Source organism: Idiomarina xiamenensis 10-D-4 (assembly GCF_000299895.1).
GTDB classification, from domain to species: Bacteria; Pseudomonadota; Gammaproteobacteria; order Enterobacterales; family Alteromonadaceae; genus Idiomarina; species Idiomarina xiamenensis.
In genome coordinates, this window is record NZ_AMRG01000004.1 from 172,373 (window position 1) to 186,174 (window position 13,802).

The window sequence follows — 13,802 nt, forward strand, 5'->3', positions numbered from 1 at the left end:
AACAGATAAATCCACCACGAATAAATACTCAGCAATAATCGTCAAATTCGCTAATGATTAGCGAATATCCTCAGGCATTTCAATGACTCGCGGTGTCAGTTGCTCAATAAAGCTAGCCAAATCCTCGGTGAGCATTTGATGTTGCGGTTTACCTACCCATTCCAATCCCATGGCGCCGCTGACACAGTCTTGCGTCAGCAACAAATCGTCGGCGTCAGCTGCTAACCCAAGAAACAACGTGATCGGTTGTTTTAAGCGACGCTTCATCAACACATGCCCGGCTAAATTCTGCAAAAATCGTTGGCTATCCTGGTCGCACTGCATATGCAATAAAAGCAGCGGTTGTTGCTGCCAACTGACCTCGACGTCGGCGCTATAACCAAAATTAAAATAATCACGAAAACTATCGGGAAACGGCTGCTCTAAGGCATGTTCGAGGTCACTAAAGTCTAGCGCTTGTTGACGCCGCTGCGGCGCCCATTCAACCCAACCATCAGCGCGTCGCTGGGTATAAATCGGCGCCTCGGGCCAATCATCAATCAGTTCGGTAAGCAGCGGCTGGCCGGCCTCGTGGTAAGCGGCCTGATAGCGTTGATAAAAGTTCGCTAACGCGCGTTGCACCGCGGAGTCTGATGCGGATTGGTTGATTGCTGGAGAATGTGGATCGGCAACTGCCATCTTAACCTCTTATTTGTTGTCAAAGCGGTGGTGGCAAACAGCGACAGCTAGCATCGTGCCAAGCGCTTTGTATTTGCTTGCAACAAGGCAAGCCCGTAAACTGTCGTGCGCCACAAGAATGAGCCTAAGACTAGCCGCCGGAGGGGTGTGATGGCAAATGCAAATGAGTTAATGCAGCAACTAAAACTTGGTAAACACACCGATTACCCCGAGCACTATAGCGCCGACTGGCTGCAAGCCGTTCCGCGTCAAATTAACCGTGATAGCATCGGCTTGCACGCTGCAACCAAACTACCCTTTCATGGTGTTGACGACTGGACCGGTTACGAATTGTCTTGGCTCAATCAATTGGGTGTTCCACAAGTAGCGGTAGCGCGGTTTCGGGTGCCTGCCGATAGCCCTAATTTGATTGAGTCGAAGTCATTCAAGCTGTACTTAAACAGTTTTAATGAACAGCAATGGCAAGATTGGCAAAGCGTTACCGACACCATGATCCGCGACCTCAGTGCCTGCGCCGGTGCGCCAGTGACGGTTAAATTATTCAGTTTGGCGGAATTTACGCAACAGCCGATACAAAACCTGCCCGGGCAATCTATCGACGACTGTTTAAACGCTCATCCTGACCAACCAACGGCAGCGCCGATCAGCACTTACGATTACCAGCCGACGCTGTTAGCAGGTGCAGCAGATTTAACTAGCGACGTGGTCAGCGAGACGCTACACAGTCACCTGCTTAAATCCAATTGCTTGATCACTAATCAACCGGACTGGGGATCGCTGTTAATACGTTATCGGGGACCGAAAATTGATCGGCAAGCGCTGTTGCGTTACCTGATTTCGTTTCGCCGCCATAATGAATTTCATGAACAATGTGTGGAGCGTATTTTTACCGACTTGATGCACTATTGTGGTTGTCAGCAATTGACCGTTTATGCGCGCTATACGCGCCGTGGCGGGTTGGATATCAATCCGTTTCGTTCTAATGTGGCAACCAGTGCCGCAGAGAATGCCGACGATAATGCCGCAGAGCCACTGCTAGTACAGCGGCTCTGTCGGCAATAGCCTAAGCGTGTTTATCAGCAATAGCCTTAAGCGTCTTTGTCTGCGGCTGGGTAGTCGATACCTAGCCACTGCTCAAAACGCTGCCGCTCGGCGGCACTGGCGTCTGGGTTAACGATAACTTTCGCCTTGCCCTTAGGTTTAGCCCCTAACGTTACAGTTTTCTGCTGCAGTTGATCGCGGCGGAAAAAACTCACCTGAATTTCATCGCCTGGCTGCTTCATCGCCAACAACGTCGCTAAGCGCTTCTCGGTGACTCGGCTGCCATCAATCGCCACGATAATATCGTCCGGCGTAAAGCCCGCCTGCCAAGCTGGCTCGCCACGCGACACACGGGTTAGTTGTACACCGTTGTCGTGGGCTTTAGTTTGCCAGCCAAGATTAACTTGCTGGGCACCATCATCGTCGCCATAAATCAGCTTAAGACCAACATCCGCCAGCAACTTATCCAAGTCGATATCAGCCGGAGAAGTGACATACTGCTGCCACCAATCTTGCCAGCTTTGCCCGGTTAATTGCTGCAAAACAGCCAGCACATCGGCTGGTTTAAACCCTTGTTCATCGGCGTCAAATTGTTGATATAGCGCATCGTGTACATCGCGATAACTGACTTTGCCGTCGCTACGCTTAAGCAACTCAATGTCCAGCAGCCACGACACTAGCTCGCCTTCTGAATAGATATTCACCGACGAATTGTGAGCACGATCACCCGACTGGTCAATCCAAGCCTCGAATGACGATTGTGCTACCGACATCACCTTGCGACCTGGCTTGTTGCGGTGGCGTTCAATGTCTTTGGCTAAATTAGCAAAGTACTCTTGCGGCTCCATAATGCCAGCGCGTAACAACAAGTGATCTTGAAAATAGCTGGTCGAGCCTTCGGCTATCCACAACAATTCGGTGTAGTTCTCTTGCTGATAATCATAAGGCACTAGGCCATCAGGACGATACGCTTTAACGTTCCAAGTGTGCACAAATTCATGCGAGGTGGTCGACATGAACGACAAATAATCATCGCGCTCGGCAAAGGTATCGCGTGGACGCTGAATAATGGTCGAGTTTTTATGTTCGGTAGCACCACCAGCGCCACTGGTGGCGTGGATCATAAACACATAGCGTTGAAACGGATAACTACTCCAAATACTACCCGCTTCGGCGACTAATTTTTGAATATCGGCCACGGTTTTATCGACATCGTAGTTACCTTGCCCCCAAAATACGACTTCGTATTGACGGCCGTTTTGCGCAAACTTACGTAACTCGTTAACACCGGTTTCAATCGGCGAATCGACCAACACATCCCAGTTTGGCGCAACAAAGCTGTGCTCACCGTTAGCCGCCATGCCCGATACGCTGCGCCAGCCAGCGGGCACATCTAAGCTGACTTGCAACGGCTGTTGACGCGACTGCTCGCTGTACATGAATACCGCCGAGGCATCTAAATAGGCGTGGCTATCGTCGATATGACGGCTACGGCGACCCAACTGGTTGGCGTACAATTCATAGTTAATGGTGACATCACCAGCGTTGTCTAAAAACACCCGCCAAGTACTTTTATCGATTTTTTTCCAGCGCAGTTCAGCACCATTTTCAGCGGTTGCAGAAAAATCACGAACGCCGTTGGCTAGGTCTAAAATGTGATAAAAGCCAGTTCGCCAAGCCGGCATCTTAACGTCAACATAATCGCCGCTTTGCTCAGCGAAAGTGGTGGTTACGCGCGCACTGTGGTGCTCTGGTGAGGTTAAATCAATGTGATAGTCGGTATCGGCATAAGCTACCGTACTCGCTAGTCCGTTAATTGCTACTGTCAGCGCACTTAACGTCGCCAGTTTACGAATCATAAGTCAGCCTCTATTGGTCAGATTACGGCAAATATACTAACACGTTTAAAGCGCACAGACCGCTACCAGCGAGCGCCGCTAACCGCTTACCCACGACAACTTAACGAAAATTCAGCAATTCTTCGCTTGCCTAAGCCGATCGCGATCAAAAGATACGCTCTTTTTGTTAGTTTGCTCGCCTCTACTTACGCTAAACAACACATAGGCGACTAGCGCCCAGCGCGGTAAAATGGCTAGCGACATCCATTTGTCATAAATCGTCTATAGTATGGATAACGTCATAGTGACATAGGTACGCTAGTGGATTCGAAAAATACCCAGCAACTCGAACTCGAACAAATCAGCAAACGCTTACAAGACGCGTTAACCGCACGCACTCAGCTAGAGTATCGTTATGAGCAAGATGTTAGCCAACTGAGTCGCTTTATTGCGCAGCTGATCACGGCGGGGCAAGGCTTAGATGGTCAATTAGACGGTCCACTCATGAAGTTGCGCCAACAACTACAAAGTAAACCTGATTTGGACTTACTGGCGCCACAACTCAAGCAGCTAACCCATAACTTACAAGCCTTTGGCCTAAAGCTAAAACAACAGTTACGCGACTGTTACGACATCAGCAACGAAGTGACCGAATACTTACGGACAAAATTCAGTCAGCAGCCGCAGCAACGGCAACAACTCAGACAGTTGCTCGATGCTTTAGATAGCCCCAATCTAACCCTATTACACTATGTGCCAATATTATTATCGTTGTTAAAGCTGTTACAACAGTTGCCAGTCGCTAAGCACAAAACGGCTGAGGCTCACGCCGAGGATGCGGGTACGACACAGACGTCAATGGCGGCAGACGATATTCGACAGATCCGCGATGAGCTGCTTAATCAACTCAGCATGATCGAATTCCCACAAGCCAGTGCCGCCGACGTCAATCAATTACGCCAAGCGCTACTACAAACCGAGCAACGCGACCAGTTACTGCAGCAATGCTTGGCGATTATTCGTATCATCGTCAAAAACATTCATCAAGAACGACTCTCGGCGCAACAATTCTTGCTGTCGTTAAACGACACCTTGGCGTTAGTCCATGCTGGACTTGCCGAAGTTGATCAAAGCAGTCAGCAACATCATCAGGCGCAACGGCAATTAAGCGAACAAATTCAGAATGATGTACAGGGCATGAGTAACAGTGTAGAGTCGGCTACACAGCTGCAAGATTTGAAACGTGATATTCAGCAGCATGTCAGCATCATTGCTCAAGCACTGCAGAAAAAAGCCTCGTTAGAGCAACAACAGCAGCAAGACATGCAGCGCCAGTTAGCGCAGATGCAAACACGTTTACAAGAAGTGGAGCACGAGGCCGACAGCTATAAAAAGCGGTTGGCCGAACAAAAATTCAAAAGCTTACAGGATTCGCTAACACGGCTGCCTAATCGAACCGCGTTTGAGGAACGTCTGGAGCTTGAATATAAGCGTTGGCAACGCGCTAAAACGCCGCTGGCGTTAGCGGTTGCCGACATCGATCATTTTAAGCGTATCAACGATAACTATGGTCACATTGCTGGCGATAAAACGCTGCAAGTTATCGCAAACATGCTGAAGAAGTCATTACGGGAAACCGACTTTGTGTGTCGGTACGGCGGTGAAGAGTTTGTCATTATTTTTCCACAAACCGCTATTGCAGAAGTGACTGCGGTGTTGAACAGCACACGGGAAAGGATTAAACAAATCCCGTTTAAGTTTCGTCAACAAGACATTCGCATCAGCATATCGATAGGCGCAGCAGGTTTTACTCGTCCACAGGACGACATCGCACAAGTGTTTGAGCGCGCCGATAAAGCGCTCTATCGTGCCAAACGTCAAGGACGTGACCAAGTAGTTATCGACGCCAGCTAAGGCGCTGTAAACACAGCCTTAGCGGCGTGATAAGCGTAGTAAGTTCAGGAGAACGACATTAATGCGAGCTAGTATTTCCCCGCAGGGCAGCATGTCACTGCTGTCACAATTAGAAATTGAACGACTCAAACAATCGTCGAACAGTGATTTATACAAACTTTTTCGTAACTGCTGCCTAGCGGTATTAAACGCCGGTAGTAACACCGACAGCAGTGCTGAAATTTACGACCGTTATCAAGATTTTGCGGTTAATATTTTACGCCGTGAACGTGGCGTCAAATTAGAATTAATCGAACCCCCGCAAGAAGCCTTTGTTGATGGCGTTTTAATTAACGGTATTCAAGAGCATCTAGAAGCCGTATTACGTGACATTCTGTTCACCGGTGACCGTTATAATGTCGAATCGTTAGTCGATGCCGACAGTGCCACCCTCACCCATGTGGTATTTGATATTCTGCGTAACTCACGCACCATCAAACCGATGGACGAGCCTAGCATGGTGGTGTGCTGGGGCGGCCACTCGATCAGCGAAGTTGAATACAAATACAGCAAAGAAGTCGGTTATCAATTAGGCCTGCGCGGCTTGAATATTTGTACCGGTTGCGGTCCGGGCGCGATGAAAGGCCCGATGAAAGGCGCCACTATCGGCCATGCCAAGCAACGTTTAGCTAATGGCCGTTATTTGGGCTTAACCGAACCGGGCATTATTGCCGCTGAGCCACCTAACCCGATTGTTAACGAGCTGGTCATCCTGCCCGATATCGAAAAACGCTTAGAAGCCTTTGTGCGTACCGGTCACGGCATCGTCATCTTCCCCGGTGGCGCTGGCACCGCAGAAGAGCTGTTGTATATTTTGGGCATTATGATGCACCCGAAAAACCAGCAGCAAAGTCTGCCGATTATTTTAACCGGTCCGCCAAGCAGCAAAGCTTACTTTGAAGCCTTGGATGAATTTATTAAACAAACGCTGGGTGAAGAAGCCCGTAACTGGTATCGCATCATCGTCGGCGACCCACAAGCGGTTGCGCAACATATGCACGCCGGTATGGCCAGTGTACGGCAGTATCGCCGCGATTCAGGCGACGCTTACTACTTTAACTGGACGCTGTTTATCGATGAAGACTTCCAGCATCCGTTTGTGCCAACCCACGAAAACGTCGCCAATTTGAACCTGCACACCGAGCAAGCCCCAGAAAAGCTGGCCGCCAACCTGCGCCGTGCTTTCTCGGCAATTGTCTCAGGCAACGTTAAAGACGAAGGCATTCGTCGCATTAAAGAGCACGGCAAGTTCGAAATCCATGGTGAGAAGCAGCTGATGCAGCGGCTAGATAAGTTACTGCAAGCCTTCGTCGAGCAAGGCCGCATGAAATTGCCCGGGTCGGTTTATCACCCCTGCTATAAAGTTATTACCGACTGATTTTAAGTGAGTCGGACATTTAGCTACAAGCCTGACCTTACCTCTCAGGCTTTTTTACTTTAAGAAGTGGAGATTCAGCTTATGCTTCAACTAGGCTTGTGTGTTTGAATTCGCTACACTAGCTGATAGCTTTTTTTTTGGCTGTCGATGCGCGACTAGCTGCCCATAAGTGATGTGGACGAATGAAAACAAAAGTATTTAAAATTGTGGCGATTGGCTTTTTAATTTATGCCGCCGCTGCGCTGGCTATTCTGTCGCTGTATCAAGCCGATCCAAACAGTATGAACTGGCAAGAGCGGGAAACCTTCAATCTAAAAAATATTGGTTTGCTGGATATTGGTACCCCCAAAGATGACGTCATCCGAAAACTGGGGTCGCCGGATATTAGTGAAGGCAAAGAAACCGAGAAGGGACCGGTACTGGTGCTGTTTTATCGTACTCATCATGTTAAATCGGACGGCATCACCACACGCGATGAATGCACACCGTTGTTGTTTCGCGATAACCTGTTGATCGGCTGGGGCGAAGATGCCTACAGCGAGTATCTGAAGTTTTAAACTGATGCCCGCGAGTTGGTTTGTCAGTAGCGCCGACGCCTGCCATCAGCATCAACCGGAGCGGCTTTGGCAGCAGGTACAAGCGCTTTACCAAGCATTACCAAAACATCCCGAAATTTGGCTTGCCCTGCATTATGATGGTGAGCAAGTACCGCTAGCGCAGCGCCAGCCATTGTTAACGCTACTGTATAGCTTGCGTTTATCAATGGCGGCGAACTGGCATCCCAAGTATCAACAGTTGGCAGCGGTGGCTTGTCTTAGCGCGCTACTCAAACACGACCCTGACTATTGGCGCCAACGAGGCGTACAACATCCGTTGTGGTTGGCGGCGTTAGAACAAAGCCATACCCCTCCCGCTATCCGGCAACACCTGCGTTTGATACTAGCGGTGGTGGTACAGCATCAACAGCAAACCCCACAACCACAATGGCGTTACTGGTGGCAGGCCGCCTTGCAGCAACCTCAGCGTGAAATTTGGCAATGGCTACAACAGCTCGCCGAGCAACAGTATTTTAGTTATGGCACGCCGCTGCAGCTAACCAATAAAGCGGGTAAAAGCCGGCGGTTCTGGCTCCTGAAGTGCAACGCGGACGCTTGTTTATTGGTCGATGAAGAGCATAAGCGCATGCAATTACCGACCTCGCGCTTGCTGGCTTTAAGCCAGCCGCATGATGCCCAAGCTGACCCCGTTAGCCTGCGCCTTGACGACGCACAACTACAGCGTTTATCCAATACCAGCTATAGTCGTTACTGGCCAAAGCCGGAAAGTTTAAGCTGGCAAGCACCAAAAACCATGCTGCGCGCTCTACGACGCTTCGCCGACGGCGATGGCGACGGCAAATCGTTGGCCGATACCCTACGTCGCTACCCGGCCTTAGCCGAAGCCTTGCGCCACAGTGCGAGCCACAGTAGCCAGCCCGGCTCGTCGTTACGCCCGGCCGCGCTGACCACGCAGCAGGCCTTGCTATGGTTGGGTCCGCAACGCAGCGCTGCTCATCTTGCGATTGCCAGTCTGGAGCAACAGCTACAACGCCGACAGTTTCCGCTCAACCGCGATTTACAGCAACGGCAACAATTATTTGCCCATTGTTTGAGCTTACTATTGGCCCACACGCAACTGCAACTGGGCGTAAATAGTCGTTTGTTAAGTGCCTTGTTCTGTGCCGACTTACAGCGTCAAAGCGCATTGCTACGACACCCGCATTGGCCCCGCCAGGGGCTGATTCAACAATGGCATTGTAGTGGTTGGTTAGGGCTCGGTAGCGACGCTATCGACACCCGTTTTTCACGCCAATTGGCACAACGCTGGTTGCAACCCGACAGCGTACCACGGCTATTGAATGCCGCTGACTGGCAGCCGCAACAGGTGTGTTAATCGCCGCCAGTGCCGCTGTTTGCTGGCTATTACAGAGCGATTGGCGTTGGCATAACGATGCGAAACAACAGTGGCAACAAGCACTGCAAAGTTGTCACTTGAACCCCGCGCAGTGGCAACAGTTGGCTCGCCGTGCGGCATTAGCGCAACAAACTTATTGCCCACTATAATTTTCGCGAATACCCGCTATAGTACAAGTAATTGCCACAGCCAAGCAGCCGCTACAACGCCACCTGCGCCGATCATCATCGCCATCAACTTGGCCGCGCCAGCGCCGCTTTCTGGTTCGCTTAGCTGAATCGTGGTATAAATCCCAAGCGCTATGCGCTTAAGGTCGTCATAGAGCAGACCTAGCTCGCCTAGGCGATCGGACTGGTTAATAGCCACTCAGTAGCAACGTTGTTAGCAGCAAAAGGAACTCCTCAATGAGCAAAAAAATCACCGTGATCCCCGGCGACGGTATCGGCCCGGACATCATTCAGTCGGCCTTACAAATTTTGGATAAAGCTGGCTGTGAGTTCGACTACGAAATGGTCGACGCGGGTCTGACTGCGCTAGAAAAAACCGGAGAACTGCTGCCTGCTGCGACGCTTGACGCCATTGCGCGTAACGGCGTGACGCTAAAAGGCCCATTAACCACGCCTGTAGGCGAAGGCTTTACCTCGATTAATGTCAGTCTGCGTAAGCAGTTCGGGTTGTATGCCAATGTCCGCCCGGTAACCTCATTCAAAGGCACTAAAGCGCGCTACGAAGATATCGACATTATTACCGTGCGCGAAAACACCGAAGGCATGTACTCTGGCTTAGGCCAGATCACCGCTGACGACGGTAGTTATGCCGAAGCCAAAAGCCGTATTACTCGCGCAGGTGCTGAGCGTATTGTGCGTTTTGCGTATGAATTGGCTAAGCGTGAGGGCCGTAAAAAAGTCACCGCGGTACACAAAGCCAACATTTTAAAGTCGACGTCGGGGCTGTTTTTAACGGTTGCCCGTGAAGTCGCCAAAGAGTACCCAGAAATCGAATCAGCAGAGATGATCGTCGATGCTGCCTGCATGCGCTTGGTGATGAATCCGGAAGACTTTGATGTGATCGTCACCACCAACCTGTTCGGCGATATTTTATCGGATTTATGCGCTGGCTTGGTCGGCGGTTTAGGCATGGCGCCAGGCGCAAACATCGGTCAAGATTGCTCAATTTTCGAGGCGGTACACGGCTCAGCCCCAGATATCGCCGGTAAGAATCTAGCCAACCCTAGCTCGGTGATCTTGGCTTCGATTCAAATGCTCGAATATTTAGAAATGCCCGAGCAAGCGGCGCGTATTCGCAGCGCATTAGCCGATGTTATCGCCAGCGGTGACCGCACCACCCGCGATTTGGGCGGTAGTCACGGCACCACCGACTTTACCCAAGCGGTTTTAGATCGGTTAGCCGATTAATCATCCTTGCCAACGCTAAAAAAACGGCTCAGATAACTGCTGAGCCGTTTTTTATTGCCGTTTTGAGGCGGTACACGAATCAACAACGCTATAGCCAACGCACGTGGACAGTAATTTCTTCACGATCGTGATAAAGATGCTTGGCATTAATTTCAAAACGCCCGTGCCCGCCTTCGCTTAAATCATGTTGAATACGTTCAAGGTATTCTTCAACCGCCGCGTAACGCCGTTTCATCGGTAACTTCAGGTTAAAAATAGCCTCTTTACAATAACCCTCAAGTAACCACGCGGTCATCAGTTCACCGACCCGAGCAGGCTTTTCGACCATATCGCAAACTAGCCAAGTGACGTTAAATTTCTTCGGACGATAACGAAAGCCATCTTCTCTAACGTGCTTAACTTGTCCGGTTTCCATCAACGATTCTGCCATCGGCCCATTATCCACCGCCTCAACCATCATCCCACGACGCACTAATTGATAGGTCCAACCGCCTGGCGCGGCACCCAAGTCAACGGCTTTTAAGCCCGACTGTAAGCGAGTGGCGTGTTCCTCGGCGGGTACAAATAGTGAAAAGGCCTCATCCAATTTGAGAGTGGACCGACTCGGTGCGTCAGACGGCGAACGTAGTCGCGGGATGCCCATCAACCATGGTGACTGGTTATAGCTATAAGAATAACCCAACAACACTTGCTGCTTATTGATAAACAACACGTGTAATGTGGGTCGATTGCTACTTTCTTTGTCGGTTAAGCACTGTTGTTTACGTAATGCTTGACGTAAAGGCACGGTGAATTTACGACAAAAAGTCGATAACTCACGACCTTCGTTAGTGTCAGCCGTTTCCACCCGTACACTACCCATCAATGGCAATTCAGCACAAACCGCCAACATTGGGCTCACGCGATCGTGCTCGGGCAATTCGTTCAACTCATTCGCCACGACAAAAAACTGACGAGTAAAAATTAACGAATTTAGCGCCAACTTGCGGCCTAAGTGATCAGCTTCCTCACTGGCACAGCGATACATCACATAGCCCGAATCCGGCTGTGTCTGACAGTAACCATAGACGCCCATAGCGGCGGTTTTTGCCTGTAATTCGGCGGCACAATCGCCCTCAAAGCCAGCCCGACAGTAGGCAACAATTCCGATCATTGACGTACAACTCCTATCAGTAAACACAGCCAACCGGCCATAAAACATAACCCACCAAGTGGCGTTATCGGCCCAAACCACTTAATTCCGGTTAAGGCTAATGCGTATAAACTCCCGCTAAAAAAGACAATCCCGACGCTGAATAATATTGCCGCTAAAGACCACCAGCGGGTGGGCGCTTGCGCTGCCACGATGGCCACCGCTAATAACGCTAAGGTGTGATAAAACTGATAAGTTACACCGGTTTGGAACACCGCTAAACTGGCTTCGCTTAACCGACTTTTTAAGCCGTGCGCGGCAAATGCGCCTAGCGCCACCGCGGTTAAACCAAATACGCTGGCTAATGCCGCCATCCATTGATTCATGTCTGTGCTCCTATCCAAGTCGCTAACCGTTGCACGGTATCTTGCCAATATTCGGCAGCGCTATAGCCGCTACGCTTCAACGGTACTAATGAATGATCGGCATCTGCCAACCACTGTATTTGCAAGTTATCCGGCAACTGTTGCTGTACCAACCAAGCCGGCTGACAAAAGTTGTCACGCTGCCCTTGTATGATCAAATTAGCCGCTCGCTGATTAAAACACTCGGGCAAACGCGAACGCTGCGGTTTTCCCGGTGGATGAAACGGAAACCCTAAACCAATGGCGGCTTTGGCCTGTAGCGCATCGGCGCAGCGAAAAGCCACTCGCGCGCCCATCGACTTGCCGAGCAAAAAGAGCGGTTTATGCTTGTCGTCGCTGGCACGTAACTGCACGACAAGCTGCTGCAATGCTAAATCCAGTTGCGGCGCAGGGTTAGGCGGTCGTTTCCGCCCTTGCTGCTTAGCCTGCTGCATGTAGGGAAAATCAAACCGCACCAGTTGACAATCGTGCGCGGCTAAGCCCGTTGCAATACATTGCATAAACTCGCTGCGACTGTCAGCCCCAGCACCATGCATAAATACCACTAAGCGACGACCAGTGGGGTTATCGACGATCACATCGTCTGCTAAAGATAATTCAGGCATCATAAGGAAAACTGGTCTTCTTCTTCATCGACAATGGCCAACAACCATTGACGAAAGGTGGCGATTTTACCGATTTCAGCCTGACTGTCACGACAAACCAAATAAAAAGCCTTTTTTCGTGGTAATGCTTCGGGAAAAACTCGAATCAAATGACCCGCATCAATTTCTGGTTTAACCAAAACATTATTGGCCAAAGCGATGCCCTGACCGTGCACCGCCGCTTTTAACGCCAAACTGGAATGGCTGAAAATAGGTCCGTTATCGCCTTTATCTTTATCGATACCCACTAGTTTAAACCAATCTTTCCAAGCGTTGCGGGTCTCGTCATGCAGTAACGTATGTTGCAGCAAGTCAGCCGGTTGCCGTAACGGCTTCGGGCCATGCAACAGTAATGGAGAGCAAACCGGTAGCAAATATTCGTTATGTAATTTGTAGGCGGTGACACCAGGCCAGCGACCATCACCGTAATAAATGGCCACATCGACGTCATCGCTGAGCGAACCGTCGATTTCGTCGACCGCTTTAATACGTACATCAATATCGGGGTAAGCGTCACGAAACCGGCTCAGGCGTGGCACAAACCAGAGGATAGCAAAACTGGGCGGCAACGAAATGGTCAGCGAACCCTGTTCGGTTGCTAACAACAGTTTATCGGTGGCTTGCAACAACTGATCAAAAATGGCTTTCAAATCCAGATAATACGACTGCCCCGCCTCGGTCAGTAATAAAGCACGATTGCGCCGAATAAAAAGCTTAATGCCGAGGTGTTCCTCCAACCCTTTAACCTGATGGCTGACCGCCGCCTGAGTGACAAATAGCTCTTCGGCTGCGCGGGTAAAACTAAGGTGCCGGGCGGCCGCTTCAAACGCCTTTAACGCATTTAATGGCGGTAGCTTGCGCATCGCTGAACGCATTATTGGCGCCCCATGCTGGCGGCAAATTTATTCAATGCATCGATGTATTGCTCGCGCTTTAAGTGCGCCGCAAAATGTTCCAGCAAGGCCCGCTGTTCGGTCATTAATAGCGACACCCGCCAGCGCCGAGAAGCGCCGTCGCTTTGCCGCTCGTATAGCTCAAACGCCACCCACAGTGGGTTAAACGTCACGCGCTCGAGTTGTGACCACGGCATCGAATGCACCGCTAACCAACGTTTTTTTATTTGCAGTCGGTGCTGCGACAAACTCACCCGCGAGCACCAAATTTCGGCGCTTAACCAAACCGTTAATAACGTGGTGGGTAATATAATGACAGCCAATAATAGGCCGCTGAACAGGTCTTGTGGCGGTAACCACCAAGCAAAAGCCAGCATTGCCAGTAGCAACACCCAGCTACAAATGGGTAACAGACGTGTTACGCCCGCGTAGCGCATGATCATGGTCAGTCC

The 13,802-nt window shown here is 50.4% G+C and carries 15 protein-coding genes; 7 read left to right on the top strand and 8 right to left on the bottom strand.

The window, feature by feature from the left end:
* Window positions 1-57 precede the first annotated feature (57 nt).
* The gene (locus tag A10D4_RS04535; protein WP_008488027.1) at window positions 58-678 is read right to left on the bottom strand and encodes a SecY-interacting protein Syd; all 621 of its coding nucleotides are present in this window, start codon (window positions 676-678) and stop codon (window positions 58-60) included.
* Between the two features lie 150 nt (window positions 679-828).
* Between A10D4_RS04535 and queF the strand changes: the two genes are divergently transcribed.
* Window positions 829-1,740, top strand: a complete 912-nt coding sequence (gene queF / locus A10D4_RS04540; protein WP_008488028.1) for an NADPH-dependent 7-cyano-7-deazaguanine reductase QueF — start codon at window positions 829-831, stop codon at window positions 1,738-1,740.
* A 26-nt stretch (window positions 1,741-1,766) separates the two neighbouring features.
* Here queF and A10D4_RS04545 read toward each other — a convergent pair whose 3' ends face one another.
* A complete protein-coding gene (locus A10D4_RS04545; RefSeq protein ID WP_008488030.1) occupies window positions 1,767-3,578 on the bottom strand; it encodes a M61 family metallopeptidase in 1,812 nt (603 codons plus the stop codon).
* 300 nt (window positions 3,579-3,878) lie between these two features.
* Between A10D4_RS04545 and A10D4_RS04550 the strand changes: the two genes are divergently transcribed.
* From A10D4_RS04550 to A10D4_RS14060, 5 genes are all read left to right on the top strand, one after another.
* A complete protein-coding gene (locus tag A10D4_RS04550; protein ID WP_008488032.1) occupies window positions 3,879-5,471 on the top strand; it encodes a GGDEF domain-containing protein in 1,593 nt (530 codons plus the stop codon).
* 61 nt (window positions 5,472-5,532) lie between these two features.
* Window positions 5,533-6,888: a nucleotide 5'-monophosphate nucleosidase PpnN gene (gene ppnN / locus A10D4_RS04555; protein WP_008488033.1), complete on the top strand. Its 1,356-nt coding sequence runs from the start codon at window positions 5,533-5,535 to the stop codon at window positions 6,886-6,888.
* A gap of 182 nt (window positions 6,889-7,070) precedes the next feature.
* Window positions 7,071-7,445: a DUF3192 domain-containing protein gene (locus A10D4_RS04560; protein ID WP_008488034.1), complete on the top strand. Its 375-nt coding sequence runs from the start codon at window positions 7,071-7,073 to the stop codon at window positions 7,443-7,445.
* A gap of 4 nt (window positions 7,446-7,449) precedes the next feature.
* The gene (locus tag A10D4_RS04565) at window positions 7,450-8,820 is read left to right on the top strand and encodes a hypothetical protein (RefSeq protein ID WP_008488035.1); all 1,371 of its coding nucleotides are present in this window, start codon (window positions 7,450-7,452) and stop codon (window positions 8,818-8,820) included.
* Complete coding sequence (locus tag A10D4_RS14060; protein WP_156812076.1) at window positions 8,814-8,990, top strand: hypothetical protein; 177 nt, start codon at window positions 8,814-8,816, stop codon at window positions 8,988-8,990. The genes A10D4_RS04565 and A10D4_RS14060 overlap by 7 nt, the downstream gene beginning before the upstream one ends.
* Window positions 8,991-9,006: 16 nt before the next feature.
* Here A10D4_RS14060 and A10D4_RS04570 read toward each other — a convergent pair whose 3' ends face one another.
* A complete protein-coding gene (locus A10D4_RS04570) occupies window positions 9,007-9,207 on the bottom strand; it encodes a hypothetical protein (RefSeq protein WP_008488036.1) in 201 nt (66 codons plus the stop codon).
* A gap of 38 nt (window positions 9,208-9,245) precedes the next feature.
* On the opposite strand from A10D4_RS04570, the gene A10D4_RS04575 reads away from it, so the two are divergent.
* A complete protein-coding gene (locus A10D4_RS04575; RefSeq protein ID WP_008488037.1) occupies window positions 9,246-10,256 on the top strand; it encodes an isocitrate dehydrogenase in 1,011 nt (336 codons plus the stop codon).
* An 88-nt stretch (window positions 10,257-10,344) separates the two neighbouring features.
* Here the strand turns inward: A10D4_RS04575 and rlmM are convergent, their stop codons facing one another.
* From rlmM to A10D4_RS04600, 5 genes are read right to left on the bottom strand one after another with little or no spacing between them, the layout of a single operon-like run.
* Entirely contained in the window at window positions 10,345-11,409 is a 1,065-nt protein-coding gene (rlmM, locus tag A10D4_RS04580; RefSeq protein WP_008488039.1) for a 23S rRNA (cytidine(2498)-2'-O)-methyltransferase RlmM, read from the bottom strand.
* Entirely contained in the window at window positions 11,406-11,774 is a 369-nt protein-coding gene (locus tag A10D4_RS04585) for a DUF423 domain-containing protein (RefSeq protein WP_008488040.1), read from the bottom strand. Before A10D4_RS04585 ends, rlmM begins: the two co-directional genes overlap by 4 nt.
* Window positions 11,771-12,421, bottom strand: coding sequence for an alpha/beta fold hydrolase (locus tag A10D4_RS04590; protein ID WP_008488041.1), 651 nt, complete (start codon window positions 12,419-12,421; stop codon window positions 11,771-11,773). The genes A10D4_RS04585 and A10D4_RS04590 overlap by 4 nt, the downstream gene beginning before the upstream one ends.
* Window positions 12,418-13,332, bottom strand: coding sequence for a transcriptional regulator GcvA (locus A10D4_RS04595; protein WP_008488042.1), 915 nt, complete (start codon window positions 13,330-13,332; stop codon window positions 12,418-12,420). The genes A10D4_RS04590 and A10D4_RS04595 overlap by 4 nt, the downstream gene beginning before the upstream one ends.
* Window positions 13,332-13,793, bottom strand: coding sequence for a hypothetical protein (locus A10D4_RS04600; RefSeq protein WP_008488043.1), 462 nt, complete (start codon window positions 13,791-13,793; stop codon window positions 13,332-13,334). The genes A10D4_RS04595 and A10D4_RS04600 overlap by 1 nt, the downstream gene beginning before the upstream one ends.
* Between the last annotated feature and the right edge of the window lie 9 nt (window positions 13,794-13,802).